Source organism: Gilliamella sp. Pra-s60 (genome assembly GCF_009795755.1).
Classification (GTDB): Bacteria; Pseudomonadota; Gammaproteobacteria; order Enterobacterales; family Orbaceae; genus Gilliamella.
Genome location: NZ_WTFA01000005.1, coordinates 88,070 through 114,603, shown reverse-complemented (window position 1 = coordinate 114,603; position 26,534 = coordinate 88,070). Strand labels below are relative to the sequence as shown.

29 protein-coding genes are annotated in these 26,534 nt (G+C 35.5%); 10 read left to right on the top strand and 19 right to left on the bottom strand.

The window, feature by feature from the left end; translation table 11 throughout:
• Positions 1-73: 73 nt before the first annotated feature.
• The gene (locus GQ596_RS05830) at positions 74-1,714 is read right to left on the bottom strand and encodes a hypothetical protein (protein ID WP_160400740.1); all 1,641 of its coding nucleotides are present in this window, start codon (positions 1,712-1,714) and stop codon (positions 74-76) included.
• Between the two features lie 312 nt (positions 1,715-2,026).
• On the opposite strand from GQ596_RS05830, the gene GQ596_RS05825 reads away from it, so the two are divergent.
• Complete coding sequence (locus GQ596_RS05825) at positions 2,027-2,362, top strand: zinc ribbon domain-containing protein YjdM (RefSeq protein WP_160400739.1); 336 nt, start codon at positions 2,027-2,029, stop codon at positions 2,360-2,362.
• A 161-nt stretch (positions 2,363-2,523) separates the two neighbouring features.
• On the opposite strand, the gene fliR is transcribed toward GQ596_RS05825, so the two are convergent.
• The 13 genes from fliR to fliF form a co-directional block, all read right to left on the bottom strand.
• Entirely contained in the window at positions 2,524-3,318 is a 795-nt protein-coding gene (gene fliR, locus GQ596_RS05820; protein ID WP_160400738.1) for a flagellar biosynthetic protein FliR, read from the bottom strand.
• 5 nt (positions 3,319-3,323) lie between these two features.
• Positions 3,324-3,593 (bottom strand): flagellar biosynthesis protein FliQ, encoded by a 270-nt coding sequence (gene fliQ, locus GQ596_RS05815; protein ID WP_160400737.1) that lies wholly within the window; start codon positions 3,591-3,593, stop codon positions 3,324-3,326.
• Between the two features lie 8 nt (positions 3,594-3,601).
• The gene (gene fliP / locus GQ596_RS05810) at positions 3,602-4,339 is read right to left on the bottom strand and encodes a flagellar type III secretion system pore protein FliP (RefSeq protein WP_160400736.1); all 738 of its coding nucleotides are present in this window, start codon (positions 4,337-4,339) and stop codon (positions 3,602-3,604) included.
• A gap of 6 nt (positions 4,340-4,345) precedes the next feature.
• Positions 4,346-4,777: a flagellar biosynthetic protein FliO gene (fliO, locus tag GQ596_RS05805; protein ID WP_160400735.1), complete on the bottom strand. Its 432-nt coding sequence runs from the start codon at positions 4,775-4,777 to the stop codon at positions 4,346-4,348.
• On the bottom strand, positions 4,777-5,157 hold the full coding sequence (gene fliN, locus GQ596_RS05800; protein WP_160400734.1) for a flagellar motor switch protein FliN: 381 nt from the start codon (positions 5,155-5,157) through the stop codon (positions 4,777-4,779). Before fliN ends, fliO begins: the two co-directional genes overlap by 1 nt.
• The gene (gene fliM, locus GQ596_RS05795) at positions 5,135-6,211 is read right to left on the bottom strand and encodes a flagellar motor switch protein FliM (protein WP_160400733.1); all 1,077 of its coding nucleotides are present in this window, start codon (positions 6,209-6,211) and stop codon (positions 5,135-5,137) included. The genes fliN and fliM overlap by 23 nt, the downstream gene beginning before the upstream one ends.
• A 5-nt stretch (positions 6,212-6,216) precedes the next feature.
• Positions 6,217-6,684 (bottom strand): flagellar basal body-associated FliL family protein, encoded by a 468-nt coding sequence (locus tag GQ596_RS05790; protein WP_160400732.1) that lies wholly within the window; start codon positions 6,682-6,684, stop codon positions 6,217-6,219.
• Positions 6,685-6,840: 156 nt separating this feature from the next.
• Positions 6,841-8,013, bottom strand: coding sequence for a flagellar hook-length control protein FliK (locus GQ596_RS05785; RefSeq protein WP_160400731.1), 1,173 nt, complete (start codon positions 8,011-8,013; stop codon positions 6,841-6,843).
• The gene (fliJ, locus tag GQ596_RS05780) at positions 8,003-8,464 is read right to left on the bottom strand and encodes a flagellar export protein FliJ (RefSeq protein WP_160400730.1); all 462 of its coding nucleotides are present in this window, start codon (positions 8,462-8,464) and stop codon (positions 8,003-8,005) included. The genes GQ596_RS05785 and fliJ overlap by 11 nt, the downstream gene beginning before the upstream one ends.
• Positions 8,465-8,476: 12 nt before the next feature.
• Complete coding sequence (fliI, locus tag GQ596_RS05775) at positions 8,477-9,862, bottom strand: flagellar protein export ATPase FliI (protein WP_202112548.1); 1,386 nt, start codon at positions 9,860-9,862, stop codon at positions 8,477-8,479.
• Positions 9,852-10,646 (bottom strand): FliH/SctL family protein, encoded by a 795-nt coding sequence (locus GQ596_RS05770; RefSeq protein WP_160400728.1) that lies wholly within the window; start codon positions 10,644-10,646, stop codon positions 9,852-9,854. The genes fliI and GQ596_RS05770 overlap by 11 nt, the downstream gene beginning before the upstream one ends.
• A complete protein-coding gene (fliG, locus tag GQ596_RS05765) occupies positions 10,633-11,631 on the bottom strand; it encodes a flagellar motor switch protein FliG (RefSeq protein WP_160400727.1) in 999 nt (332 codons plus the stop codon). Before fliG ends, GQ596_RS05770 begins: the two co-directional genes overlap by 14 nt.
• Entirely contained in the window at positions 11,628-13,346 is a 1,719-nt protein-coding gene (gene fliF, locus GQ596_RS05760) for a flagellar basal-body MS-ring/collar protein FliF (protein WP_160400726.1), read from the bottom strand. The genes fliG and fliF overlap by 4 nt, the downstream gene beginning before the upstream one ends.
• 175 nt (positions 13,347-13,521) lie before the next feature.
• Between fliF and fliE the strand changes: the two genes are divergently transcribed.
• Positions 13,522-13,833 carry a flagellar hook-basal body complex protein FliE gene (gene fliE / locus GQ596_RS05755; protein ID WP_160400725.1) on the top strand — a complete coding sequence of 104 codons (312 nt, stop codon included), beginning with the start codon at positions 13,522-13,524 and terminating at the stop codon, positions 13,831-13,833.
• 164 nt (positions 13,834-13,997) lie between these two features.
• Here fliE and GQ596_RS05750 read toward each other — a convergent pair whose 3' ends face one another.
• From GQ596_RS05750 to fliD, 3 genes are read right to left on the bottom strand one after another with little or no spacing between them, the layout of a single operon-like run.
• Positions 13,998-14,345, bottom strand: a complete 348-nt coding sequence (locus GQ596_RS05750; protein ID WP_160400724.1) for a hypothetical protein — start codon at positions 14,343-14,345, stop codon at positions 13,998-14,000.
• A gap of 12 nt (positions 14,346-14,357) precedes the next feature.
• Positions 14,358-14,738 carry a flagellar export chaperone FliS gene (fliS, locus tag GQ596_RS05745; protein ID WP_160400723.1) on the bottom strand — a complete coding sequence of 127 codons (381 nt, stop codon included), beginning with the start codon at positions 14,736-14,738 and terminating at the stop codon, positions 14,358-14,360.
• Positions 14,739-14,747: 9 nt separating this feature from the next.
• Positions 14,748-16,181 carry a flagellar filament capping protein FliD gene (fliD, locus tag GQ596_RS05740; protein WP_160400722.1) on the bottom strand — a complete coding sequence of 478 codons (1,434 nt, stop codon included), beginning with the start codon at positions 16,179-16,181 and terminating at the stop codon, positions 14,748-14,750.
• A 336-nt stretch (positions 16,182-16,517) separates the two neighbouring features.
• Here fliD and GQ596_RS05735 point away from each other — a divergent pair, with 336 nt between their 5' ends.
• The 8 genes from GQ596_RS05735 (at position 16,518) to flgL (ending at position 23,926) form a co-directional block, all read left to right on the top strand.
• Positions 16,518-17,330, top strand: a complete 813-nt coding sequence (locus tag GQ596_RS05735; protein ID WP_160400721.1) for a flagellin — start codon at positions 16,518-16,520, stop codon at positions 17,328-17,330.
• Between the two features lie 176 nt (positions 17,331-17,506).
• Positions 17,507-18,223, top strand: coding sequence for an RNA polymerase sigma factor FliA (locus GQ596_RS05730; RefSeq protein ID WP_160400720.1), 717 nt, complete (start codon positions 17,507-17,509; stop codon positions 18,221-18,223).
• Positions 18,224-18,412: 189 nt separating this feature from the next.
• Positions 18,413-18,733: a flagellar transcriptional regulator FlhD gene (gene flhD / locus GQ596_RS05725; protein ID WP_160400748.1), complete on the top strand. Its 321-nt coding sequence runs from the start codon at positions 18,413-18,415 to the stop codon at positions 18,731-18,733.
• Positions 18,734-18,746: 13 nt separating this feature from the next.
• Complete coding sequence (gene flhC / locus GQ596_RS05720; RefSeq protein ID WP_160400719.1) at positions 18,747-19,352, top strand: flagellar transcriptional regulator FlhC; 606 nt, start codon at positions 18,747-18,749, stop codon at positions 19,350-19,352.
• A gap of 60 nt (positions 19,353-19,412) precedes the next feature.
• On the top strand, positions 19,413-20,294 hold the full coding sequence (gene motA / locus GQ596_RS05715; RefSeq protein WP_160400718.1) for a flagellar motor stator protein MotA: 882 nt from the start codon (positions 19,413-19,415) through the stop codon (positions 20,292-20,294).
• Complete coding sequence (motB, locus tag GQ596_RS05710; RefSeq protein ID WP_160400717.1) at positions 20,294-21,181, top strand: flagellar motor protein MotB; 888 nt, start codon at positions 20,294-20,296, stop codon at positions 21,179-21,181. The genes motA and motB overlap by 1 nt, the downstream gene beginning before the upstream one ends.
• A gap of 130 nt (positions 21,182-21,311) precedes the next feature.
• Positions 21,312-22,955, top strand: coding sequence for a flagellar hook-associated protein FlgK (gene flgK, locus GQ596_RS05705; RefSeq protein WP_160400716.1), 1,644 nt, complete (start codon positions 21,312-21,314; stop codon positions 22,953-22,955).
• A 14-nt stretch (positions 22,956-22,969) separates the two neighbouring features.
• Complete coding sequence (gene flgL / locus GQ596_RS05700) at positions 22,970-23,926, top strand: flagellar hook-associated protein FlgL (RefSeq protein WP_160400715.1); 957 nt, start codon at positions 22,970-22,972, stop codon at positions 23,924-23,926.
• Positions 23,927-24,332: 406 nt separating this feature from the next.
• Here flgL and flgJ read toward each other — a convergent pair whose 3' ends face one another.
• Together flgJ and GQ596_RS05690 are read right to left on the bottom strand one after the other, a co-directional pair.
• Positions 24,333-25,355, bottom strand: a complete 1,023-nt coding sequence (gene flgJ, locus GQ596_RS05695; protein ID WP_160400714.1) for a flagellar assembly peptidoglycan hydrolase FlgJ — start codon at positions 25,353-25,355, stop codon at positions 24,333-24,335.
• A 65-nt stretch (positions 25,356-25,420) separates the two neighbouring features.
• Positions 25,421-26,491: a flagellar basal body P-ring protein FlgI gene (locus GQ596_RS05690; protein WP_237399211.1), complete on the bottom strand. Its 1,071-nt coding sequence runs from the start codon at positions 26,489-26,491 to the stop codon at positions 25,421-25,423.
• Positions 26,492-26,534: the final 43 nt, after the last annotated feature.

The window sequence follows — 26,534 nt, the reverse complement described above, 5'->3', positions numbered from 1 at the left end:
CTTTTTTATATTATCCCCTCAGGCACCATAATCGCCCCCCGCGCCCTAAGGATTAAGAACTAAACGCTAAAAGCTAAGGTGCGGTGCAAAGGCCATTGTTGGAGTCCCTGGCGTTGAGGCTGGTGACGGTGCCGAGGTACGCGAAGACAAGGAACTGGTCGCTACTTGAAACGTCACTCGTCCAGTAGGCGTCGGCGGAGAAGCCCGCATCAGCGTAGTAGTTCATGTAGCCCCACTCCGTGAAAAATCCTGCTCCTATGTGACGCATGTAATCATTACCTGATGAACGAGGTGAGGCGCCTAAATTGTACCACTTTGAATTGGTTAAATCCCTTACCCGTACCATACGATAACCCAAACTTCTACACCATGCTGTTTGAGTAAAAGCGCTATCCAGTTTATTACCACGATGGACGAACCACTGCTTTAACACAAATCCATACCGAACCTCATTACCACTTCTATCCCTTCCCACCAACTCGAAAGTCTGTGGCAAAGATGGACGTGTAAGTCGACTTGGATTACCTGAGCTTATTTGACTACTACTTGCCCTTGGACCATGCAACGTTACCCGTGTTACATTTTTGGATTTATCACTAATCCATTTATCAGCTTGGACAGTATACCCAGCAGGGTCTCTGAATGTACCAGAACGAGGCCTTGTCCAACTCACCGTTGCGCTTATACTTCCACTTGTGTTAACTGTCCAACTTAACTGACTTGCGTCTAATCCACCTATATCTAAATCAAAATACAAGCCATCTGCTCCTGTAGTAGGAAAGTTCCTGTCGTAAGATGATGGACTCGTTGACTGAACTAAAAAGCCCTTAGTAGGAGACCATATGTTAGCAGGACCTGCATAGCGGGGGTTGTCCCCAGAAATGATGCCAGTTGTTCCACCAAACAACAAATTCGGCCTGACCGAACAAATACCTGCATAATCATATGGATTAATATAATAATCCACCGTTGCGCCACTAAAACTACTACTCCTTGGCACCCCATACTGCGTACTTAATGTGCCACCTGTACTTGTTAAAGTTACCTTATAAGGTGCACTACATATACTTAATGCATCGCTGCGATTAACCGTTCTACCGTTTTTATCCCTAAACGCCACCGATATACTCCCCGATGCCGTTACTCCACCTACTCCCTGTCCGTCTCCATCATCATCACCCCAATAACCCTGACTGACCAAATCATTCATCGTGATTGAACTCCTTGATGGTGGTACTATCGTCTCTATATGACTTAAGTTACTCCCCACATATGGCAACCTGATTGGATTAGTTGGCGTGGATGGGTTGGTTGACCTTGTGTATACCGTGCCATCCTGCAACTTTATTGACAATAAACGGTCTGTATTCGTTAATTTTGTCTGTCCATTATCAAACGTTAAATACGGCGCACTCCCCTCGATAGCCCTTGAAGTATAAGCCGTTAACGCCTCTGTATCCTGCGTATATGACAATAACAACAATGGCGCTAAGAATAATGCCGATTTTGATAATAATGGTGATTTAAATAGTAATGGCGGTTTGAGTAACCACTTGAATATCGGCGGTAATTTTGCCGATGACGGCGTCGATTTCGCTACGCGAAATGACTTCGGTAATGAAAATAACTGTGGCGCCCTATTTTGGCCACTGTGCGAATCAATAAGATTTAGGGCATAGGTTTGGCAGGCCAGATGCCAGATGCCAGATGCCAACCATGGTAATGCATTTTTTATTCCCTGTCAAGTAATTTCTTGTTTTTTCTCGATTTTTCTATCCGTTCGCTTTATTTTTGAGCGATTCCCTGCTTGAATAAGCCTTAAAATTATAGCTTGATGGCGAATAATCTGCCACTTTTTTTGTTAATTTATTGTAAAGATTTGTTATGTTGTGGGGTGGATTAATATTGATAATGTCTATGTATAAATAAAAGCAGTTAATAGAAACTTAGCGCTGAATGCTATGACTTAATAGCATTTTTTGCTATAGTAAGCGTCATTTTATTTAATTTGGAAGAATGATAACCCATGGAATCTATACCTAATTGCCCTGCTTGCCAATCGGAGCATACTTATCACGACGGTACTTTTTATGTTTGCCCTGAATGTGCGCATGAATGGGATCCAAACGAAGTTGCGGCTTCTGACGATGGATTACAAGTCAAAGATAGTAATGGTAACTTACTTGCCGATGGTGATGATATTATTTTGATTAAAGATCTTAAATTAAAAGGATCATCAACAGTGCTTAAAAAAGGTGCGAAAGCGAAAGGTATTCGTTTAGTCGAAGGCGATCACGAAATTGATTGTAAAGTTGATGGTATGAAAATCATGCTAAAAGCCTGCTTTGTTAAAAAGGCTTAATAGAAAAAAGCTAAATACTGTGTCAATGTTGGTCTATCAGCATTGATACAGTTTTTTAAACATCATGGCTTAATTTAATTTATTGCTAAAAAATGGTCAGGAAAGTTATTGATTTTATTGAAGTTTTTATTTTGTTTTTTTAATTTAATCCGTTATCAATATCACCACTTTAAATACCACAACACGTTCGAAATTTTTTCAAACATTTGTTCAAAAACAAATTCTACAAATGCTGGTAATGTTGTCATTAGGTAAGTGAGCATACATAATCCTAATAATAGCGTTGCAGGGTAGCCGACAACAAAGATTGATAATTGTGGTGTCATTCGGTTAAGTAGCCCTAGTGATATATTGACAATTAGCAGTAAGGTCATTAAGGGAAGTGCTAGCATAATACCGTTAATAAATAGTAGTTTGCTGATTTCGATCAGTACCAAATATCCATTTGCTTGCAATGACATTAATCCAATGGGAATAATGTCAAAACTGTTTGATATGCCATAGAGTAGCCATAAATGTCCATCAAGATTTAAAAATGTTAATAATGCAATAAGGTTTATTAGGCGTGATAATACCGATGTCGATGGTCCGCCGATTGGGTCAAAAAAAGTTGCCATTCCTAGCCCCATTTGCATGCCAATTAATTCACCAGCAAACCGCATGACCATAAACGCCAATTGCATAGTAAAGCCAATTAGTACGCCAATCATGACTTGTTGAGCTGTGATTATAACCCCCATTAAAGAGTATATTTTGATGCTGTCATCAAGATTTGGTAGCGGTAGTAAAATGGTAATAAGTAAGGCTAGGCTTATTTTGACACGGTTTGGGATCTCTTTTTCACCCAAAATAGGCGCAGTCGCAATTAACGCTAATATACGCACAAAAGGGAAAAAACTATTTTGCACAAAAGAAAAGAAATCAATATTAAATAAACTATTACTATCAAAATCCATTATAGTTAACGTGTTAAATTAGGTATGTCAGTAATGACAGTTTGTAGGTAGTCAATCATGGTCGATAACATGGTTGGCCCCCATAAGGTTAAGACGACAACAACGGCAATAATTTTAGGTATAAACGATAATGTCATTTCGTTAATTTGTGTTGCCGCTTGTAATAAGCTAATAATAAGCCCCGTAATTAAAGCAGCGAGTAATATTGGCCCTGCAAGTGATGCGGCAACTTTTACTGCCTGTATTGCTAAGGTGCTTATATATTCTGGTGACATGGTGTGACTCAACTAAAAAAGCTTTGCGCTAATGAACCTAGCAATAGATGCCATCCATCAGCCAAGACAAATAACATTAATTTAAACGGTAAAGACACGGTCGCTGGTGGCACCATCATCATACCTAATGCCATAAGTGTGCTAGCAACCACAAGGTCAATCACTAGGAAAGGAATAAAAATAGTAAAACCAATTTGAAATGCTGTTTTTAATTCACTGACAACAAAAGCTGGAACAAGCACTCTTAATGGAATGTCGTCACGGGTTTGAATGTTATTGGTGTGAGACATGTTGACAAATAGCGCTAGGTCGTTTTCTCGCGTTTGGGTTAACATAAATTGTTGTAATGGCTTGCTTGCTTTGTTTAAGCCTTCTTGCATAGTAATTTGATTTTGCGAGTAAGGTACATAAGCTTCTTCATAAATTTTATCAACCACTGGTGACATAATAAAAAAGGTCATAAAAAGCGCAATACCTAAAATAACTTGATTAGGTGGTGCTGACTGTGTGCCAAGTGCATTACGTAATAATCCTAGTACAATAATGATGCGTGTAAAGCTGGTCATCAAAAGTAATATGGCAGGAATAAAAGTAAGTAAACTTAAAAATACTAATGTTTCAACGGGTAATGCCCAACCTTGTTCACTACTGAGTGGTTGTGCGATAGCTGATAATGTGGATGTTTCAGCATAGCTTGGCAGACTAAATAACAATAAGCTTAGTAAAATAGTTAAATTTGATCGCACTTGTTGTTACTCCTTTTTGGTTTTCAACGCAGCTTGTAATATTTGTTGAAATGCATTATTTTGAGCCGAGTTTTTACCTGTTACATTTTGTTTAAGTAGCGTTTGAGTGCGTTGTTCATCGATGGTGTGAAGTAGTGTCATTTGTTGTGGCGTAACCCCAACAATTAATAATTGATTATCAACATGAACCATAATAATGCGTTCTTTTGGGGTAATGTTGTATGTCGCTTTGATATCTAACCATTGGTGGGATTTTTTTTTCCAGCCCATTCGTTTAGCTAGCCATCCACATAATAAAATAAAACCAATGACCACAATTAGCATTAGCCCCATTGATGATCCCACTTCGGTATAGATATTTAATTCAGAAGAAGGTGCCAATAAAGTGCTTGTTGTACCAATAGTTGGTTGTTCTAAAGAGGATTGTTTGCTTGTCATTAGCGACTCAATCTTCTTACTCGTTCTGCTGGGGTAATAATGTCGGTAATGCGTACACCGTAGTTATCGCCCACAACAACAATTTCACCTTGAGCAATTAAGTAGCCATTAATTAATATATCTAATGGCTCGCCTATCTGACCATCTAAAGCTATGACCGAGCCTTGGGTTAGATTTAAGAGATCTTTAATAGCCATTTTAGTTCTGCCTAATTCAACGCTTAAATTTACAGGAATATCAAGGATCAAATTGATATCATTTTTTTTATCTTCTGTTTGCTGTGGCGATAGTGTTTCAAAAATGGTCTCTTGAGTGATAATTTGGTCACTATTTATATTAGATGGTTGTTTGTCATCACTATTTTGTTTGATATCCGTCATTAAAAACTCCTTCATTCAATTGCTCTAATACAGGGTTAATGACCTGCTCAACTTGAATTGCATATTGTTTATTCATTTTGCCATAATGCCCCGTTAAAATAGGTACGCCCCCTACGGTGACATCAAGGCTTGTGGGTTTTTCGATCATTAAAACATCATCAGTCTTTAAGGCTAATAATTTGGCTACAGAAGTATTGACAGTAGCAAAATTAGCGACTAGTTCGACCGCAGATTGTTTGATTCCGCTAGTTAGCGAGCTCATCCAAACATTATCATCTTGGTAAGTTTGTTGCTCAATCGGTGGTTTGATGAGCAGCTCTTTGATAGGTTCAACCATTGAATAAGGAATGCAAACACAAAAAGTTGCTTTACTATTACCGACTTCGACTTTAAAGTTGCTTGTTAAAACAATATCATCAGGCGAATTGGTGATATTGGTAAATTTACTTTGTATTTCAGAGCGAATATATTCGGTTTCAATCGAGTAAACATCCGCCCATGAGTTTTGATAGATAACTAATGCTAACTCTAAGACTTTTTTAATAATTTGCTGTTCTGTGTGGGTAAACTCTCGTCCTTCTGTTTCAATTTGAGTCGAGTGTCCATCGCCACCAAATAAGGAATCAACAATAATAAAAACCAATTCAGGCGAAAATGAAAATAAGCTTGCACCTCTTAATGGGTTAAGGTGTACAAGATTTAAATGCGTTGCCGACGAAATTTCAGAAAATTCTTCAAATGTAAGTGGTTCAACGGGAGATGCTATCACATCGGTATTGCGACGTAATCGGTTAAATAAACCAATTCGAAATTGTCGAGCAAAACGTTCATTAATGATTTCTAATGCAGTTAAACGCTCAGGAATAAAGCGATGTTTAACGGATAGATCATAGGGTTTTACATTGGGCGTTTTACCCAATGTAGGAAAATTGAATGCAGCGTCAACCTTTGAATTGTTTGCAGAATTTTCTTCTGTTATTAATGAACAATCTAAGGTTTGCTCCTCGTTGTTATTTTCATCAAGGCTTGTTGTTGATTCATGATTATCAGACATGTTAATCACCGTATAATAAAATCAGTAAATAGCACTTCATCAATCTTAACAAAATGTTTTGCATCATATTGTCGGGATAAGGCAGTTTTTATCTGCTCTTGTAAATCGATTTTTCCTTTTTCTTGTTTTAGATTATTAACATATTGTTTTGAGGTTAAAAGTAGTACATCGCTTCTTACTTCGGGTAAATAATCTAATAACACTGTTTTTTGGTCTTCATTCGCCACACGTAAAACAATACCGACATATAGCGTTTTGTTAATGTCGATACGTTCTTCCGAAGCAGGCAATGAAAGAGTAAATGGCTTTAATGTTAAAAATACAGGCGATGTGACTTCAGGCTCTTCTGGTTCTTTAATTGTGCTGTGTGAACCTTTTTGAAACCACAAATAAGCTGCAGCGCCTACTGCTAACAGTGTAATAAGAATAAGAAATAAATTTAAAATACTTGATTTCTTTTTGGTTGTTGGCATGTTTATTCTTGTCTCTATAATATTTAAAAGGTTCTACAATTCATTTAGTGTCTATAGCGACAAGAATAATAAATCATATTTTTAAAATTGATTTGAAGAATAGGCAATAAAACATTACCTATTTAAACGCTTTACTCCATTGAGCTTGTATAAGCTTTAAGCAAGAATACTGATTCTTGTACTTAGTGATCGGTTTTCAAAGTGAATTGGATCAATATTATCATCTGCCGTATCAAGTAATATTTCTCTTTGTGGTTGGCTATTTTTTTTAGGGTGATGCATGGCTGATTGTTGTGAATCGCTCATCATCGAAAAGTCACCAATATTGGCTTGTTCTAGTGTAATGCCTTGATGTTCTAGTGATGTTTTTAAAAAAGGTAATGCCGATTCTAACATTCCCTTAACAACATGATGTGCAGCCATCATATTCAGGTTCATTTTATCGTCATTTATTTCAAGTTTAATGTGCAAAGATCCTAATTCTTGAGGCTGTAGTTTAATTTCAGCAGTTTTAAGGTTTTGACGATTAAACATAACAATTTGTTCAGTTAGCGAGGTTTGCCATTGTTCATTGCTAACTTGTGTTGCTAGGTTTATTGTCGATGGCTTTACCGTAGCATTTACTGACGATAATAACGAACTCGGCCCATTTGTATTCGGTGCTAATAAAAATTCTTTATTGTGATATTCAGTCGCATCTGGATTATAATTATTGGTTGCAAATTGAGTTTGTAAATTATCTATTTTTTGAATGATATTACTCGCATTTTGCTTATTTTTAGTGTGATTTATATTAGAATTAAACTCGCCCCTAATGTTTGCCGCTTGCTTACGAGTAAGCGCTGGCTTTACCTCTTTTTTATTATCCGCTAATAGCATGACATCGATTTGTGAATTCGTTTTATTAATTAAGTCTTCACTACCATAAATAGAAGAAAGCAACTTTGTTGCCTGCTCATTTGTTGCAGTATCAGTCGATAAATCCCCTAATGAATCAGTATTTATATTACCCGTTATTAATGAATTTTGATCAATGTCGAGATCACTATGTCCAGTTGCATCAAGCAAAGTAGAATGCATTTGATGTTGTGGTACGCTATTAAAAGGATAAATGGCGATAAATGACATGTCGGCATCGTTATCTTGATGTTCCTCATTCTCACCATTTGACTTGGCATTAATTATTTTTTTATTTTTCTCTGTTGGGTTTTCACTAAATTGCAATAGTTGCTGAAAATGATCATTATCGTTAACCATGCTATCGGTTTCAACAAGTTCTGATGGGCGAGAAGCGGTAAGATTTAAATCATTAATCAGATTAATATTCATTTAATATTCTCCTTGCTAATTGTAATTGCGCAAATTCATCTGTCAGTTTTTGTTGTAACCGATTTTGCTGTCGTAAATATTGGTTATGCTGTTTGTTGAGTAATGTGGCATACGTGTTTACGTTTTTTTGCGATTGATTAAGGTTTTTTATAATTTGCTTTTGTTTGAGATCTAACGATAACAACAATTTTTTTTGTTGCTCAATGCCTTGCTCAATAGACGCAATAAACGATGTAAAGTTGCTTAACTCACTGCCTTTTATGCCTTCAGATAAGGCATTATTTAATTTTTGTTGATATTCAACATAATAATCCGTTAACGCATTAAGCTGTGATTGTGCATTTTGTTGATTCTCATTCGCGCTTTTTAGCTTCATTAAATTATCGTCAACCGCTTTTTGTGCCAGTTTTTTTAATGTAGTAAAGGCTATTTTTGATGAATGTTTATTCATAGCACACGATTCCTAACGAGTTAGTTGCGGTGCAACTATGTCCGCTAATTGTTGATAGGCATCTTGATAACTGCAGTGTTCATAAATACCTTGTTGTAAAAATTTTTGCATTGTGGGATATAGTGTTATTGCTTTGTCTAATAAAGGATCAGTACCCGCTACATAAGCACCGACATTGATTAAATCACGGTTTCGTTGAAAACTTGAAAACAGTTTTTTAAATAATCGTGATTTTTTTTCGTCTTCGGGGGGGGTTAGGTCGGTCATAACTCGACTAATCGAAGCTTCAATATCAATAGCAGGATAGTGTCCTGATTCGGCAAGTGCTCGTGATAATACAATATGCCCATCTAAAATTGCTCGCGCAGAATCAGCAATCGGATCTTGTTGGTCGTCACCTTCAGTTAATACCGTATAAAAGGCAGTAATTGCACCTTTACCGCTTTCGTCATTACCTGCTCTTTCAACTAATGCCGGTAATTTTGCAAATACCGAAGGCGGATATCCTTTCGTCGCAGGGGGTTCGCCAATTGCTAAGGCAATTTCTCGTTGTGCCATGGCATAACGAGTTAATGAGTCCATAATCAATAAAACGTTAAACCCTTGATCACGAAAGCTTTCAGCAATTTTAGTGGCATAGGCCGCACCTTGTAAGCGCAATAAGGGGGATACATCAGCCGGTGCAGCAACCACAACCGCTCGAGCTAAACCTTCTTCACCCAATATGTTTTCGATAAAGTCTTTAACTTCTCGACCTCGTTCACCGATCAAACCAACCACAATGATGTCCGCTTGAGTATAACGCGCCATCATACCAAGCAAAACACTTTTACCCACGCCAGATCCTGCAAATAAGCCCATTCGTTGCCCTTGCCCTACGGTCAGTAACGCATTTATTGCTCTTACACCAACATCTAATACTTGGTGGATTGGCGTTCGTTGTAATGGATTAAGTGATTTACTTGCTAACCCCGCATACTCAATATGTTCTGGTAAAGGTTTGCCATCTAACGGCTTACCCATGGCATCAACAACTCTACCTAATAACCCCATGCCTACTGGCAATACTTTATGGCTAAAGTGTGTTAGATCATATTGTTTAGTATAAACTCGTGCACCCAATAAAATACCGTCTGTTGATTCAAAGGGCATTAAATAAAGCGTTTGATCTTTAAAGCCAACTACTTCGCACTCAACAGGCTCAATTTGCCCCTCTGTTTGTCGCTCAACTAGGCAGTTAGATCCTAAAGGTAATTTTAATCCAACCGCTTCAAGGACTAGTCCCGATGCTTTGACCAAGCGCCCATATTGACGAATTAAAGATAAAGATTCCAGTCGCTGTGTCGCTTGGGTAATTTTATCTGACCATAAAGATGAATATTTCACGTTAATGATCATCCTGTTGCAAACAGTCAGACATGATTTGCCAATGATTGTTGACACTGGCATCAATTTCGTTGGTGTCAGTAAAAATTTTACAGCCCCCTATTTCAATGTTAGGGTCTGCAATGAGTTGCCACTGATATTGTAAGTTTTCTCCATTAAGCATGGGTTCTAACCATTGCCAATCAGTGGGATTAAGGTGTAATGACATAGGTTCTGACAAAATTGAACACTGATCGACCAATATTTTTATCGTATGCATTAGTTGTTTTTGTTTGATTTTAGTAAGACTGCCGACTGTTTTTTCGGCAGCAATTAACGCTAAATCAAACAACTTAGGTACGATTAATTCATCAATATCATTAATTGATTGTGCAAAATTATTAGATATATCCGTTATAGCGCAAATAGTTTTGTGTTTTTCATCATTCAATTGTTGTTCAATCTGCTCTCGCCCTTCTTGTTGACCAAGAAGAAAGCCTTGTTCGTAACCTGCTTTTTTTCCTTCTTCAAATCCCGCCTCTTGACCTAAATTAAAGCCCTCTTGGTAGGCTTGTGTTTCCACTTCCTGCTTTAATTGCTCCAATGTTTGTTGGATAACTGCGGATTCTGAATTTTCGGTATTAAGTTCTGATTCTGGCTCTGGTTCAATCTCAAGATCAGGCTGTAACACACTAACTTCGGTTTGCTCTATCGCTTTGTTTTCGTTTTCGTTTGCATTCGATAGCGAACATGTAGCTAAATCCCGAAAATTTAGTGGTTGCCAGTTCAATTGATTGGATTGATTATACGTATTCATCATCACCACTAGTTAAGATCATTTCGCCACTTTCTGCTAATCGACGCGCAATAACCAAAATTTTCTTCTGTTCGGTTTCAACTTGCGATAAACGTACTGGCGGTCTGTTTTCAAGATCTTCACGTAAAATCGATGCGGCACGTTGCGACATGTTACTTAATAGTTTGTCACGTAATGCTGTTGACGCACCTTTTAAGGCGATGATGAGTACTTCGTTATCGACTTCTTTAAGTAGACGTTGGATACTTCTATCATCCACTTCAACAAGATTTTCAAATAAGAACATTTCATCAATAATTTTCTGTGCAAGCTCACCATCATAATCACGTAATGAGTTGATAACTTGCTCTTCTTGCTGAGATTTCATTAAGTTAATAATTTCAGCCGCTGTACGAATTCCACCCATATTATTCAGTTTAATATTTTGACCATGTAATAACGTTGATAATGATGCTGATAACACTTTAAGCGCTGATGGTTCAACACCACCAAATGTGGCTATTCGCAACATAACGTCATTACGTAACTCATCATCAAATAGATTCAAAATTTCAGCCGCTAAATCACGATTTAAATGCACTAATATTGTCGCAATAATTTGTGGATGTTCTTTTTTAACAAGATCAACCGCTCGTGCAGCATCAACAAAATTCAGCATTTCAAGACCGTCAGTTGCTTCTTCACGATCAGTATTTAATAGATCGTCAAGTAAGCGTTCGGTTTTTTCACTACCAATGGATTTTTCAAGTATTGTACGTAAGTATCCATCAGTGTCTGTATTTAAAACAGCACAATCATCAAGTGTTCCTTGACACTCATTAAGTATACTTTTTAACTGTTCTTGAGAAAGCTGAGGCAATGACATCATTGCACCACTGATTTGCTGTACTTCCTTCGAACTTAAATACTGCATCACTTTTGCAGCCAGCTCTTCACCTAATACCATTAATACGGTGGCCGCTTTTTGAGACTCACTTAAATTCATTGTTCGGTGTCCTCCTTATTCATCCAGCCACGAATTATCAATGCCATAACACGAGGATCTTTTTCGACAACTTTGCGGATGTATTGCTGTTGTTGCATGTTATCTTCAAATATTTTCTGCTGTTGTTTACTGTGCGCCTTATAATCTAATTTTTCCTCGGCAACAGTTGATGCGTCAGTGGTTTTATCACTTAAAATTAGATATTGTCGTTGTACTTTTACCCATAGCGAACGTAATACTTTTCGCCAAACAACCCATAAAATCAAAGTGTAAATCAAATACTTACCAATATTTTTAACCGTTTGATAAAATTCATTGGTTTTCCAAAATGCCAGGCTGTTATCTTCATCTAATTGTTGATCGGTGAATTTTAAGTTGGCTACAGTGAGTGAATCACCACGTACATCTGAAAATCCCATCGCTTGGCGGGCTAACAACTCAATATTTTTAAGTTCATCGTTATCTAGTTTTACCCATTGCTCAGTACTAGCTGGCTCCTGACTATCATCAGATTCAGATTCATTTTCACTGGGTTCGATTGTGACAAATTTATAATTAACTAAAACGGCAACAGATAAGCGTTTAATTCGCCCTTCTGGTATTTGACTGTGTATAACTTGCCGGTTTACTTCAAAGTTGACTGTATTATTTGATTGTAGGTTGTAAGATTGCGCTTTATCTGTTTTTTCAGTCGATGCGGTTTTTGTTTCATCTGCATCAATCGGTGCACTAGACGTTGGCAACGGTTGGTTAGATAGCGCACCAGGCACACCACCTATACCATAACTATTGGCGGATTGTTGGTTTTCCATTTTCTGCTTACTACGAATAGTTTGATTCGCAATATCGCTATTAGGATCATACGTTTCTGATGTTGATTCTTGTCGACTAAAATCAACATCGGCATTAACTTGTACTTTAACATTATTTTTACCTAGAATGGGTATAATAATCTTTTCTACTCGTTGGCGAATACTCTCTTCAATCCGTTCACTAAATTCGAGTTGAGCAACATTCGTATTTCTGTTTCGGTAACCTTCACCCGTTAATAAATGACCATGCTGATCGATGATAGTCACTTTATCTGCCTGTAATTCAGGCACACTGCTTGAAATTAAGTGAATAATAGCTTCGATTTGACCTTGTGATAAACTTCGGCCTGGTAGTAAAGTTAATGCAACAGAAGCTGATGGTGATTTTCGCTCACGAACAAATAACGACGGTTTTGGCATTGCCAAGTGCACTCTAGCATCATCAATACTACTGATGATCGATATTGTTCTGGATAATTCACCTTCTAGTGCGCGTTGATAATTGATTTGCTCATTGAATTGACTCATACCAAAGCTTTCTTTGTCGAGTAATTCAAAACCAACAGAACCACCTTTAGGTAATCCTTGTTGCGCTATACGTAAACGGGTATCATACACCTTGTCTTGTGGAATTAAGATTGTCGAACCTGAGGCAGAAAACTGATAAGGAATATTCATCTTATCAAGTTGACTAATTATTTCGCCACCATCTTTATCATTTAAATTACTAAATAAAACACTATAAGACTCATCCTTAGCCCATAAATAGATAAAACTAACAATAGCTATTGTAATTACACCTGCAATTAACAATGCCATTTTTTTGTTTTGTTTTAGTTGATCGGCAAAAGGCAACTTATTGAAAATTGACTCGCCCTTATTATTGACTGTTTCGCTAGCCATAGCATCCTGACTCTAAACTATTTAGATTAACTCTGTAGTTTATTATCCATGTATTTAAAAAATTCAATGGCAAGAAAAGCGCACAGTTTTCCCCTTACTTAAACTCTTTGATTTTTTGTTTTTATGATAAATTTAACGATACATTGGCAGAATAAACGAAAAAATAATTATCAAGATGAATACAATCAATATGTTAAACTCAATTGAACTGGCTAATTTAAATGAGTCAGCTTCTATTACCCCAAAAGCGCATATTACTGATAAAAAAAGCTTTGGTTCAGAGCTAAAAACGGCTTTGGATAAAATAAGTCAATTGCAAATACAAGCAAATCAACAAGCTACAGCATTTGAAATGGGTGATACTAATATTTCGCTAAACGAGGTAATGGTTAGCATGCAGAAATCATCAGTATCATTGCAGTTTGGCATTCAAGTGCGGAATAAACTGGTAGCTGCTTATCAAGAAATTATGAATATGAATGTTTAATTCATAGCCTCTATTAGATAAAAAATAAAAAGCGATATTTTGTGTGTGGCTGTTTTATGTATGATTATTCACATTGGCATAAAATACTATATTTAATCAACACAGTAATAGATTTTTATGGCCTTATTATAAAAAATAAGGCCCGAACCAAATGCTCCTAAAATTTATATTAAATTTGCAATTTTTTGGTAATTTCCTACTTTGTTCTGATAATCAACATGCTTACCAATCAACTCTCTAAGCTGAGTATGACGAGCAATGATCAATTGAGTCAGTTGTTGTTGATAACTAAGTATATTTTTAATATACATACGCACAATATCTTGATGCTGCGGGGGCATATTTTCAATGCTAGCGAAATCATCAACCAACATAATTCCTTTTGATAATTGAAGATATTTCGTTTGCCAACTCACTAATAAATCCCAGTTTTCATCTCTTGCATTAATTAACATTTGTTCAATAACATAATTAAATTGTTCGTATTGTTCTAGTAATTGATTTCCTTTCATAATCATCCTTTTTTATTTTGCAATTTCCCGCCAAGATTCAGCAATATTGTTTAATAAATCAAAACAAGATTGCAGTTTTTCTTTATCATTATGTAAATTGGCTAAGATTAATTGTTGGCTAATATAGTGATAAAGGCGATCTAAATTTTCGGCAATTTCGCCGCCTTTTTCTAAATCTAAACAGCTTTTAAGACCGTTATCAACAATATTAATTGCTTTAGAAATTGCCGCACCTTTACCTGCGATATTACCTTTTTGAATATATAAAATTGCTAATTTAATTGCGTTAAGTGCACCATCAAATAATAAAACAATTAATTGATGCGGCGAAGCCTGACTAACACGCGTTTCTAAATTGACTTGTTCATAGGCTTTCGAACCTAATTTATACATTATTTTCCTCTATTTTTTTAAGTTTGCCATCATATCAAATTGTGTTGTTAAATAATTACTCATACTATCTAAAGAATTAATTAAAACATCTAATTTAGTAAATTGAACTCGATAACGTTCAATAGTTTGCTCAATTGAATTACTTACTTGCTCGTGACGTTTATCCAATGACTTTAATGTTGCATTTAAACCGTTAGTTGCTGAATCAATCATGCCATCACTATCAATAAACCCACTAACTTTGGCGAAAACTTCATTAGCAATTCCGGTAGTTTTACCATCACCTGTAAACAATGTCGCTACGGCATCACTGTTTTCACTCAGTGCGTTTTTTAGCTTATTTTCATTAATGGTTAACGTACCATTCTTGTCCATATTAATACCAATTTGAGCTAATACCGAAAACTCGCCAGCTTGTCCTTTAGAAAATATGGAACGAATACTTTGATCTATATTACGTAATGTTGCATCACCAACAAGCGGACCATTACTACTGTTTAGCTCCTTGGAATTTTTTTCATCAGCGGTAAACTGGGTTAATGTTGATATTGTGGATTGTAGCTGATTAAATGCCTCTACCCACTCTTTAATCGCTTCTTCGGCTTTTTCATCATCCGCAGTTATCGCTAAATTTTGGCTGGTTGTTGTCGTTGCTTTTAACGTAAGATCTACACCTGCAACCACATCTTTGACGGTATTAGAACTGCTTGTTATAGCAATACCATTAAACGAAAACTTAGCATCTTGCGCTTTTGAAACTTCAGTCATATGGCTATTGTTCGGTTGATTAATATCAAACCCAATAATTTCATTTAACTTCTCATCATCAGATGTGATAGAGGTAATAGTTTGTAACTCACCAGTTTCTTTCGAAGTAATAGCTAATTGATAACGACCATCTCCAGAACGAACAACTGCAGCATTCATTGTTGATGGGCTTGTTTTTCCATTTTCATCAACAAATTGAGCATTGTTAATTGCGTTGGCGATTGCTTCTAATGAGGTTTCGTCTTTAGATAATGTTACATCAAGCTTATCGCCATTTGCTTGTTCAATAGTAATAGTTCGTGTTTCATTACCATTACCTAGCTGAGTTGCTTTATCATTGATAGCTGATGTTGCAACTCCATGAGAAGTCGCTAATTGATCCACGGTAACAGCATAATTACCTAATGCCGCTTTACTATTTACTTTTACTGAAAAATAATCATTATTACCCGTTGCCGTTCGACTTTGAAACAATTCCTTTTTTTGTAATTTTGCGGTTGCCGTATTAAATGTAGTTAATGCACTCTTTAATTTACCAAAACCACTAATTTTGGCATTAATCGCCTTTTGTTGCGTAGTGATTGGTGTTAACCGTGTTTTTTCTGCTGCTTCTAATTGATTTAAAATTTCACCCAGATCGATTCCAGAACCAATCCCTAATGCACTCATTGCCATGATTTAATCTGCCTATAACAATTATTCAATATTTATTATATCGGTTAGTTTTTCTAAAAATTTAGCATCAACTCAGTATTTATTTAATAGGGAAGAAACTGTCTGTTTTTACGAACAGAAAATAACCATTGAAAATTTATTTATAAAACAAATAACATAATGATTTATTTATTAATATTTATAGTTTTTGAAAAAAAATAACCTTTTTTAAAAAATATAAATGTTAAAAAAACTAAAGTTCCTTATTTTATTACCGATAAGTTATATATCAGCAAAAGTATTGAAAAAAATATCAATATATCGTTGATTTTATTATTTATATTAATGGAGATAAAAATGGCACAAGTAATTAATACTAATACAATGTCTTTAATGGCAAGAAATAATCTTAACAACTCTCAAAGCGTTCTTGGTACAGCAATTGAGCGTCTTTCTTCTGGTATGCGTATTAATAGCGCAAAAGATGATGCAGCAGGACAAGCTATTGCTAACCGTTTCTCTTCAAATATCAAAGGGTTGACTCAAGCAGCGCGTAATGCAAATGATGGAATTTCACTTGCACAAACTACTGAAGGTGCATTAAATGAAATCAACAACAACGTTCAACGTATTCGTGAACTAACTGTTCAAGCAGCAAATGGTACTAACTCTAAAAGTGACTTAGAGTCTATCCAAAATGAAATCGATCAACGTTTAGATGAGATTGATCGTGTTTCTAAACAAACTGATTTCAATGGTTCTAAAGTATTATCTGAAGATAAAACACTTAAAATCCAAGTAGGTGCAAATGACGGCGAAACCATTGAAATCAATTTGAAAAAAATTGATAGTTCAGAGCTTGGTTTAAAAGATTTTAACGTATCTGAAACTCCAACAGCAGATCCATTAAAAACCATTGATGCAGCATTATCAAAAATTGATGCATTACGTGGACAGCTTGGTGCGGTACAAAACCGTTTCGAATCAACAGTAACAAACATCAACAATACTGTAAACAACTTAAGTTCTGCACGTAGCCGAATTGAAGATGCAGATTATGCAACTGAAGTATCAAACATGACTCGTGGTCAAATTTTACAACAAGCAGGTACATCAGTATTAGCACAAGCTAACCAAGTACCACAATCTGTATTATCTTTATTACAGTAATTATGATCATCTATTTTTGGTCATTCTAAGTTTATCATATAGTCATAACGGTGTTTTTATAATGCTGTTATGACTAATATTTATAATTAGCTATTTTTTACCCCTTTATTCTGCCCATTAAATTTACCAACTATCGTCATAATACGGTTAAGCACTTTTTTAACATTGGTTCAAAAATGGATAATAGCTTATATAACTCGCATGGTGTAATAAACCAAATCGATTGGAAACAGTATATTCATTTGGTTCGTAATGAAGCTTTAAAATTAGCTGTTCGCTTACCTACAACAGTTGAACTGGATGATTTATTACAAGTTGGCTATATCGGTTTATTAGATACAATAAAGCGTTATGACAAATCACAAGGTAATACCTTTGCTACTTTTGCCATACCAAGAATTAAAGGCGCAATGCTAGATGAACTACGCAACCGTGATTGGCTGCCAAGAAAAACTCGAAAACAGATTAAAGATGTCACAACAGCCATTAATGAGTTAGAGAAACAGCTAGGAACATCCCCTAGCGATGAGCAAATTGCCCAATATTTAAAATTATCAATTAGTGAATACCGTAAGATTTTATTAGATTCAAATTGTAGTCAAATATGTTCATATGATGAAATTCATCAAAAACTTGGCGATAACATTGATGCCATTATTGAAAATGAAGAAGATAATAACCCTTTTTTAGCCATAATAGATGAAGAAATTCGTAATACAGTAATTCAACAAATTGAAAATTTACCTCAAAAAGAAAAACTCGTTTTATCACTTTATTACCAAGAAGATCTTAATTTAAAAGAGATTGGTAAAGTTATGGATATTAGTGAATCAAGAGTAAGCCAATTACATAGCCAAGCAATAAAAAGAATACAAAGTAAACTCACTTTTTAGAAAAAATAAAAAAATAAGTGAAATAAAATGCAAACAATCGAAAATAAATTGAAATAATTTTTTTATTGACCTTTGTCGTTTAAAAATGTAACTTTACGCATATAAAAAAATATTTTACTTTAATTTTACTATTTATTCGTTTTTTTACGCGAATAAAATAAATATAGATTGGTGGCAAAATTGGGAAATATATTAGATGACGATATTCTTAAATGTATACATCATTTGAATTTGTCGACACTACTATTAAGTCAGAAAATGATAGAAAAAGATAAAGTGATGGCAATGTATCGATTAGGTATTGATGAACAAACAGCAGATATACTTAGCAGTTTAAGTACCTCTCAAATGTTAGTTTTATCAGAAACCAATCAATTAATATTTCAATTAAGATTTGAAAACGCAGAAATGATGAAAAAACTGACAGAAGAATCGCGAGTTAGAGATATAAAGCAGATGCATACAGGGATTCTTTTATCAAGTTTGCTATTAGACTCACTTAATAAGTAGCTAAGGAAACAAAATGACAAGTACAAGTATTATTCAAAAATATCAAGAAACCCAGCTTGCCATCAAATTAATTTCCCTTGGTGGTAGAATTCAAATGTTGGAAAGTGAAACTAATTTAAGCCGAAATAAACTGATTAAGCTTTATAAAGAGATTCAAGGTTGTCCTCCTCCTAAAGGTTTATTGCCTTTTTCAACTTCGTGGTTTATGACATGGGAACCGAATATCCATGCCAGTATTTTTTATAATGCTTATGCTTTTTTAGTTAAAAACGGCCTAAAATCAGGCATTCAAACAATCCTAAAAGCCTATCAACTTTATCTGGAACAGTGTCAATTTTCACACAAAGAGGAGCCTGTTTTAGGATTAACCAGAGCCTGGATTTTAGTCAAATTTGTTGAAAAAAATATTATGCAACAATCATGCTGTACAGCTTGTCGTGGACTTTTTATTACACATGCTTATCACCCCAAAAACACGTTTACTTGTAGTTTATGCCAACCACCATCAAGGGCAGACAAGAATCATAAGACACCAAAAGAAAATAATGAAAAGTGTCTGAAAATGTTATCTACATTAAGCAATTTAAATTCATCCGTTGCCACACAAATAACGGCTTAAATAAATATTAAAAATATTTCAGCAAGTTAACTTTTATTTTATGGAGAAAGAAGAAAGTCAATGCTAATAATTATAGGGTATATTGTCGTCATCGCCTCAGCACTCGTTGGTTATGTGCTTAGTGGTGGCTATTTAGCAGTACTATTTCAACCACTTGAGTTATTGATTATTGGTGGTGCTGCAATTGGTGCTTTTATTGTCAGTAATGAACAAAAAACGATAAAAGCAACACTCAAATCGCTAGGGTCATTATTTAAAACATCTAAATATAATAAAAATCTGTATTTGACACTGATCAACTTAATGTACACCGTTTTAACCAAAATTCGTCAAAATGGAGGATTATCAATCGAATCAGATATTGATAATCCCCATGAAAGTGAATTATTTAAACAATATCCACTTATTTTAGATAACCCTAGAATCTGTGATTTTATCACCGATTACTTACGACTTATGATCAGCGGCAATATGGATGTATTTGAAATCGAAACACTTATGAGTGAAGAGATTGAAACCTTTGTTCATGAACTTGAAAAACCAGTTGATGCCATTTCAAGTATTGGCGATGGACTACCTGCATTTGGAATTGTTGCAGCGGTAATGGGAGTTATTAATACACTTGCACAAGCAGATAGACCCGCTAGTGAACTTGGTGAACTTATTGCACATGCGATGGTTGGGACATTTTTAGGGATCTTACTTGCTTATGGATTTGTTTCGCCATTAGCTGCTTTATTGAAACAAAGAAACGCCGACGTAATCAAAATATTAGAATGCACAAAAACCATACTAATTGCTAGCATGCATGATTATTCACCACAAATTTGCATTGAATTTGGACGAAAAACGATATTTTCTCATGAAAGACCGTCATTTTTTGAATTAGAAAAATATATCCAAGAAATTAAAGATAAAAATATCAATAAAAATAACGAGTAATGAAAGATCAATCTGTAAGAATAATAGTTAAAAAAAAATCGGGGCATGGTGGTGGGCATCATGGTGGTTCATGGAAAATCGCTTATGCTGACTTTATGACTGCCATGATGGCGCTGTTTTTAGTCATGTGGTTAATTTCGACATCTACACCACAAGAGTTGAAAGGCATTGCGGAATACTTCAGAACGCCTCTAATTATTGGTTACAATGGTGGTAAAAACATTAGTGATAGTGAAAGCCCTATCCCTGGTGGCGGCGATGATGTGAGTAAACAGCTTGGTGAACAAAAAAATGATGTTGTGTCACAGAATGAATTTGAAAAAAAGCAACTTGAAAAAATACAAATGATTGAAGCGGCACGAAAAATTTATGATATTTTCGATCTTGATGAAAAATTAAAAAAGTTAGCACCTAATCTTATTATTGAATTAACTGAAATGGGTTTACGAATTCAAATTTTAGCCTCTGACGATAAACCAATGTTTGATGTAGGTAGTGCAACAATCGATCCTAATATGCGAGAAATTCTGCAAACTTTAGCCCCAATTATTAATTCATTACCCAATAAAATTACGTTATCAGGACATACTGATGAACGGCAATACTCAACAGGCGATCGAGGATATAGCAACTGGGAATTATCAGCCGATAGAGCCAATTCATCAAGAAGAGAGCTTATTGCTGGTGGTTTAGATTCAAGCAAAATTATTCGTATTATTGCCTTAGCCGATACAGTAAATTTAAACAATCCAAACTACAGTAATGATGCCAACCGTCGTATTAGCATCTTGATCTTAAATAAAGCAGCACAAGAATATATTGAGTCTGAAAACAACATGACAGGTATTGATTTTTTAAAGCAAAGCCAATCCACTAGCGAGCAATAATCAAAAGATAAACCGTCCACGGCATTATCCAAAAAATAATTAAAGTTTTGGTGAATTGCGCCGATATAAACAGTAACCCGTTCGTTTAATAATAATATTATTAACTGAAACTATAAATTTAGGAGTTTTTATGACAAATTCATTGATGAATACAGGTATTAGTGGATTAAATGCTGCACAAAATATGCTGAATGTAATAAGCAATAATATTAGTAATGCCCATACAACAGGTTACAATCGTCAACAGCAAATTTTACGTCAAGCTAATGGAACTCAACATAGTTTTGGTTTTGTGGGTAATGGTGTTTCGGTTTCATCGGTGAACCGAGCCTTTAACCAATTTGTGGTTGGACAACTGCGCCAATCACAATCGCAAAGCGGTTCAATTAAAGCCTATTATAATGAATTATCAAAAGTCGATAACCTATTGGCAGAAAATGACAATAGTATTTCATCACAACTCAACAACCTTTTTGCAAGTTTAAATAAACTAGCTTCAAATGCAGGTGATGCATCAACAAAACAAACGGTGATTAGTGATCTCGCATCGTTAACTAGTCAGTTTAATAAAACAGAAAAGAACTTAAAAAATCAAATCGCTAATATTAATACTGAATTAAGTAGTAATGTAGATAAAATCAACACTTATACTCAGCAGATTGCTGATCTCAATCAAAAAATTTCACAACTACAATCAGTGGGTAACGGCCTTGAACCCAATGCATTACTTGATCAGCGTGATCAACTTGTTAACGAACTGAGTGAAATCATTGGTATTACCGTTACTGAGCAAAACGGACAATATAATTTATCATTAGCCAATGGATTAAATTTAGTTCAAGGTTCTTCTGTAAATGTATTATCAGTCCAACCTTCAGCAGATGATCCCTCGTTCAATACAATTATTTATACACACCATTCAGGCGCAACACAGGAATTAACTAGTCAGAACATCACATCAGGCTCATTAAATGGTCTATTAACCTTTCGAGAAGGCCCTTTAACCGACGCACGCAATCAACTAGGTTTAATCGCTCTCAATTTAGCAGAACGCTTTAACGAAGTGCATATGTCGGGTATCGATATTAATGGTAATCAAGGCGAAAAGTTATTTGATTATAACCATCCTAGTTGTATCACCAATACTAAAAATCAAGGTAATGCCTCGGCTAAAATCGAGTTTACATCGGTTACAGATGTAAAAGCATCTGATTACAAAATAGAATTCAATGGCAAAGATTGGGTTGTCACAAGATTATCCGATCATCAACAAATAACCCCAAAAATGGAAGGGAATAAATTGGTTTTTGATGGTCTATCTATTGAAATAAGCGGTAACGCAGTGAGTGGTGACTCTTTTATGATTAAACCCGTGGCGGATATTGCTTCGTCATTAGAACTGTTGGTTAAAGATGTCAATAAACTAGCAACAGGTTTTGATGACGAAGAAAATGGCGCTGGCGATAATCGTAATGTTGCTAAATTATTAGAAATCCAACATGAAAAACTTATCAATGGTACAACAACGCTAAAAAGTGCTTATACAACCTTAGTGAGTTACATTGGTAGCGAAACTCAAACAGCTAAAGTTTCATCTCAATCAACGCAAAATATAACTCAGCAAATTTATGAGCAAAATCAATCAATATCTGGAGTTAATCTTGAAGAAGAGTATATCTCAATGCAAGTTTATATGCAGTACTACCAAGCGAATGCAAAAGTGATTGATACGGCAACAACACTATTTGATACCATTTTAAGTTTAACTAAATGATAAAAGGATAAAAAATGCGCCTTAGTACAAACTCGCTCTATCAAAAAAATACACAAAGTATTTTAAATACTAATAGCAAATGGCAAAAATCTGGTTTACATCTAGCAACAGGAAAAAAAATTTTAACGCCATCAGATGATCCTATGGGAGCAGCACAGTCATTAATATTGAAACAAGCGCAAGCTCAAAATGAGCAGTTCCAAGCTACGCGAGAAAGTACTGAAAAAACACTAAGTCGCCAAGATACGCTTTTGTCGGAAATCAACACCGTCATTCAATCAATTCAAGAAACCTTAGTTTATGCTGCTAATGAAACATTAAATGAAGAAAATAGGCTAGATATTGCCAATAAATTACAAGGTTTAAAAGATCAACTGCTTTCGTTAGCTAACTCAAAAGACACAAACGGTAACTACATTTTTGCTGGTAAAAAAAATGACACACCTCCTTTTATAAAAAATGAATCAGGCGAAGTCACTTATATTGGTGGAAGTACCTCTGTAAATGTTCTGATTGATGACTCAAGAGAGGTCTCGGCAAGTTTTACAGGTATTCAAGTATTTATGACTGATGCCAATGTCAAAAATGCCGATGGTTCACCAGCAGAAAGCAATATTTTTGCCAGTATTGATTATGCACTCGATGCATTAAAATCAGACTTAAATTATGATGATGAAAAAAGTGTTGAAGCATTTAGAGAAGGGTTATCAAAAGCTCGCAACGGTGTCGACAATTCATTTAACAATATTTCAACGCTTAGAGCAGAAGGCGGTTCGGTATTATCCGAAGTAAACAGACTAATCACACTAGGCAAAACGTTAGATATTGAATTTCAAACACAAATTAGTCAATTTGAAGATGTAGATTGGTATGATGCCATTTCAGAATACGCCATACTACAAGCAAATTTACAAGCTGCACAATACACCTTTATGACAATGCAAAGTATGTCACTGTTTCAAATGAAATAAGCATTGCATGCTGATTTGTGCAACGTGATCTTACCCCCTAAAATAATTCATCCCCTATAGGAGGCTTAACGCCTCCTTTTTTGCAGAAATGTTCAACAAGTAATGCCATATCATGCAAGATAATCGATCAATGTAATGGTATAACTAACATAAAAAATTAAATTCAAAAAACTTTAATAAAATCAATAACTTTCCTGAACGATTTTTATCGCTGTTATGATATCTGTTTTTTAGCGTTTTGGTGTAACAAAGATTTTTATAAGTGATATGGTTTTTATAAGTGACATGGCGGCGGTGCTGTTTAAAACCATTTTGTGAAATTTAGTGATTTTCTAGTATGGTTTAGTCACTCGCCGTTTAAATAAAAACATATTGTGTATTGTATTTAAATCAAGTATTCCTATTCTCAATTAAACGCAATTTGCCTAAACCCCGATACCTTTGTGGGTGAACTATTTTGGGCTATTTGTTCAATACGTCCAATGATTTTAATCAATTTGTCGCTGTAATTTGGATCAGTGGCATAATGTGCCGCTTGTAGTGCTTTGGCTGCTGTTCTGGCGTCTGGCGCATTAACTACTGCACGATAACGGGGACTATTTGTTAATAAATTAATATAATCGGTAAGCGCATGTTGTTTGCTATTATAGACCTTAAATTGGTCTTGGATTTTTACCATATTATTATTAATGTATTCTTGGGTAGTTAATCTCGTTGAGCGTCCCTGCCATGATGATGGTGCTTTAATGCCAAAATAATTGTAGCTTGATTGATTATTCTCTGTTTTTATTTGCTTTTGTCCCCAGCCTGTTTCTAAAGCCGCTTGCGCAATAATAACCTCATAAGGAATACCTGAACGTTTTGCAGCCTGCTTGGCAGGTTCAAGCCATTCGGTTACAAATTTAACAATATGTTCGTCTTTTCCATCTTTTATGGGTGTTTTTAACGATAATTCGTTGGTTGAGTTTGTTGTCTGATTTGCCTTGTGTTGGCGATAAAGCATTTGCCCTAATGCCTGAGGTGATATATTAGATGATACATCACTAAATAAAGACTGCGCTAACCGAAGATTTTGCGGGGCATTATTGGTATTTGATTGTAAATTTACCTTTGTTGATGGCGATGCATGATGACTTAATTGTTTAGTAATAATGTCAGCCAGTCCAAAGCCTTTACCTGCCGCTTGCTGTGCAATTTGCTGATCAAACATTGAAGTAAACAGTTGTGTAGCGGAATGATTAAATAAACCACTTTCTGGTACGGCTTTGCGCATTGACTGCATCATCATATTGATAAATAGCGTTTCAAACTGCTCAGCAACTTGCCTAATGCTTCCTGCCGAACCATTTGCAACACTGCGTTTTAATTGATTAAGCCCAGAAAAATCATAAGCAAAATGATTTAAAGATTGACTTATTTTATTATTCATACTGTATTTTCTTTTTTTATCATGCCTAATTTATATTACTCATAAGCCATGTAATGACAAATAAGTTAAATTGTTTCTAAAGCTGCATGTAAGCAACCTGCTGTTTTTAGTGCTTCTAGTATCGACATTAATTCGGTCGGATTAGCGCCGAGCACATTGAGTGAATTAATTACATGATTTAAGTCTGCACCTGATGCTAGGTTGTGTAGTGCCCCCCCTTCTTGTTCTACACTGATTTGATTTTCAGGTGTGACAACTGTCGCGCCGCCAGCAAGTGGAGTATTGGGTTGGCTAACATTGAGTTTACGATTAATAACCACCGACAAATTACCGTGCGCCACAGCACAATTATCTAATCTAACTTTTTGGTTCATCACAACAACACCAGTTCGAGTATTGATTACCACTTTTGCCGATATAGGCGTTGCGGCTATTTCAAGGTTTTGTATTTGTGATAATAGCTTTACTTTTGCAGTATTTTCTTCTGGCATTTGCAAAGCGATTGTTGTGCCATCTAATGCGACAGCGATATTTTTTTGTAGTCTGTTAATTGCGTCCGAAATTTTTAACGCTCGGGTAAAATCAAATTCGTTAAGGTGTAAATGGATAATATTTTGTTCATTTAAGTTGATTTCTAACTCGCGTTCAATTGTTGCGCCATTAGGAATCGAAGCCCCTGCCATTTGGTTAATACTAACACTACTTCCTTTATTGCTTGCGCCCATTCCACCAACAAAAAGGTTACCTTGAGCAATAGCATAAACTTGATTATCAGCGCCTTTTAATGGCGTCATGATTAATGTGCCACCTCGTAAACTTTTGGCATTACCGAGTGAAGATACGACAACATCAATTTTTTGTCCAACTCGTGAATAAGAGGGTAATTTGGCTGTCACCATTACCGCTGCAACATTTTTCAGTTGCATATTGCTTCCTGACGGCACGGTAATACCTAGTTGAGATAACATATTAGTGATGCTTTGAATGGTAAAGGGGGTTTGTGATGTTTGATCGCCTGTTCCATCAAGCCCAACAACAATACCATAGCCAACTAAAGCGTTTTCTCTTACACCTTGAATAGTGACTAGATCACGTATACGTTCAGCATGTCCATTCGGTATGACCAATATCATCATAAAGATAACACTAAAAAAGGAACGCAGTTTTTTTATCATAATC

Bases quoted from the DNA above. Each gene is read 5' to 3' on its own strand.
- GQ596_RS05770 (WP_160400728.1), bottom strand. From the start codon at position 10,646: ATGAATACGTATAATCAATCCAATCAATTGAACTGGCAACCACTAAAT.
- fliI (WP_202112548.1), bottom strand. From the start codon at position 9,862: ATGATCATTAACGTGAAATATTCATCTTTATGGTCAGATAAAATTACC.
- GQ596_RS05785 (WP_160400731.1), bottom strand. From the start codon at position 8,013: ATGAATATTAATCTGATTAATGATTTAAATCTTACCGCTTCTCGCCCA.
- fliG (WP_160400727.1), bottom strand. From the start codon at position 11,631: ATGAATTTAAGTGAGTCTCAAAAAGCGGCCACCGTATTAATGGTATTA.
- fliS (WP_160400723.1), bottom strand. From the start codon at position 14,738: ATGTATAAATTAGGTTCGAAAGCCTATGAACAAGTCAATTTAGAAACG.
- flgK (WP_160400716.1), top strand. From the start codon at position 21,312: ATGACAAATTCATTGATGAATACAGGTATTAGTGGATTAAATGCTGCA.
- fliN (WP_160400734.1), bottom strand. From the start codon at position 5,157: ATGACGGATATCAAACAAAATAGTGATGACAAACAACCATCTAATATA.
- GQ596_RS05790 (WP_160400732.1), bottom strand. From the start codon at position 6,684: ATGCCAACAACCAAAAAGAAATCAAGTATTTTAAATTTATTTCTTATT.
- GQ596_RS05750 (WP_160400724.1), bottom strand. From the start codon at position 14,345: ATGAAAGGAAATCAATTACTAGAACAATACGAACAATTTAATTATGTT.
- GQ596_RS05690 (WP_237399211.1), bottom strand. From the start codon at position 26,491: ATGATGATATTGGTCATACCGAATGGACATGCTGAACGTATACGTGAT.
- flhC (WP_160400719.1), top strand. From the start codon at position 18,747: ATGACAAGTACAAGTATTATTCAAAAATATCAAGAAACCCAGCTTGCC.
- GQ596_RS05730 (WP_160400720.1), top strand. From the start codon at position 17,507: ATGGATAATAGCTTATATAACTCGCATGGTGTAATAAACCAAATCGAT.
- motB (WP_160400717.1), top strand. From the start codon at position 20,294: ATGAAAGATCAATCTGTAAGAATAATAGTTAAAAAAAAATCGGGGCAT.
- GQ596_RS05825 (WP_160400739.1), top strand. From the start codon at position 2,027: ATGGAATCTATACCTAATTGCCCTGCTTGCCAATCGGAGCATACTTAT.
- fliQ (WP_160400737.1), bottom strand. From the start codon at position 3,593: ATGTCACCAGAATATATAAGCACCTTAGCAATACAGGCAGTAAAAGTT.
- fliF (WP_160400726.1), bottom strand. From the start codon at position 13,346: ATGGCTAGCGAAACAGTCAATAATAAGGGCGAGTCAATTTTCAATAAG.
- fliD (WP_160400722.1), bottom strand. From the start codon at position 16,181: ATGGCAATGAGTGCATTAGGGATTGGTTCTGGAATCGATCTGGGTGAA.
- GQ596_RS05735 (WP_160400721.1), top strand. From the start codon at position 16,518: ATGGCACAAGTAATTAATACTAATACAATGTCTTTAATGGCAAGAAAT.
- fliE (WP_160400725.1), top strand. From the start codon at position 13,522: ATGAATACAATCAATATGTTAAACTCAATTGAACTGGCTAATTTAAAT.
- fliO (WP_160400735.1), bottom strand. From the start codon at position 4,777: ATGACAAGCAAACAATCCTCTTTAGAACAACCAACTATTGGTACAACA.
- motA (WP_160400718.1), top strand. From the start codon at position 19,413: ATGCTAATAATTATAGGGTATATTGTCGTCATCGCCTCAGCACTCGTT.
- flgL (WP_160400715.1), top strand. From the start codon at position 22,970: ATGCGCCTTAGTACAAACTCGCTCTATCAAAAAAATACACAAAGTATT.
- fliM (WP_160400733.1), bottom strand. From the start codon at position 6,211: ATGTCTGATAATCATGAATCAACAACAAGCCTTGATGAAAATAACAAC.
- fliR (WP_160400738.1), bottom strand. From the start codon at position 3,318: ATGGATTTTGATAGTAATAGTTTATTTAATATTGATTTCTTTTCTTTT.
- fliJ (WP_160400730.1), bottom strand. From the start codon at position 8,464: ATGAATAAACATTCATCAAAAATAGCCTTTACTACATTAAAAAAACTG.
- flgJ (WP_160400714.1), bottom strand. From the start codon at position 25,355: ATGAATAATAAAATAAGTCAATCTTTAAATCATTTTGCTTATGATTTT.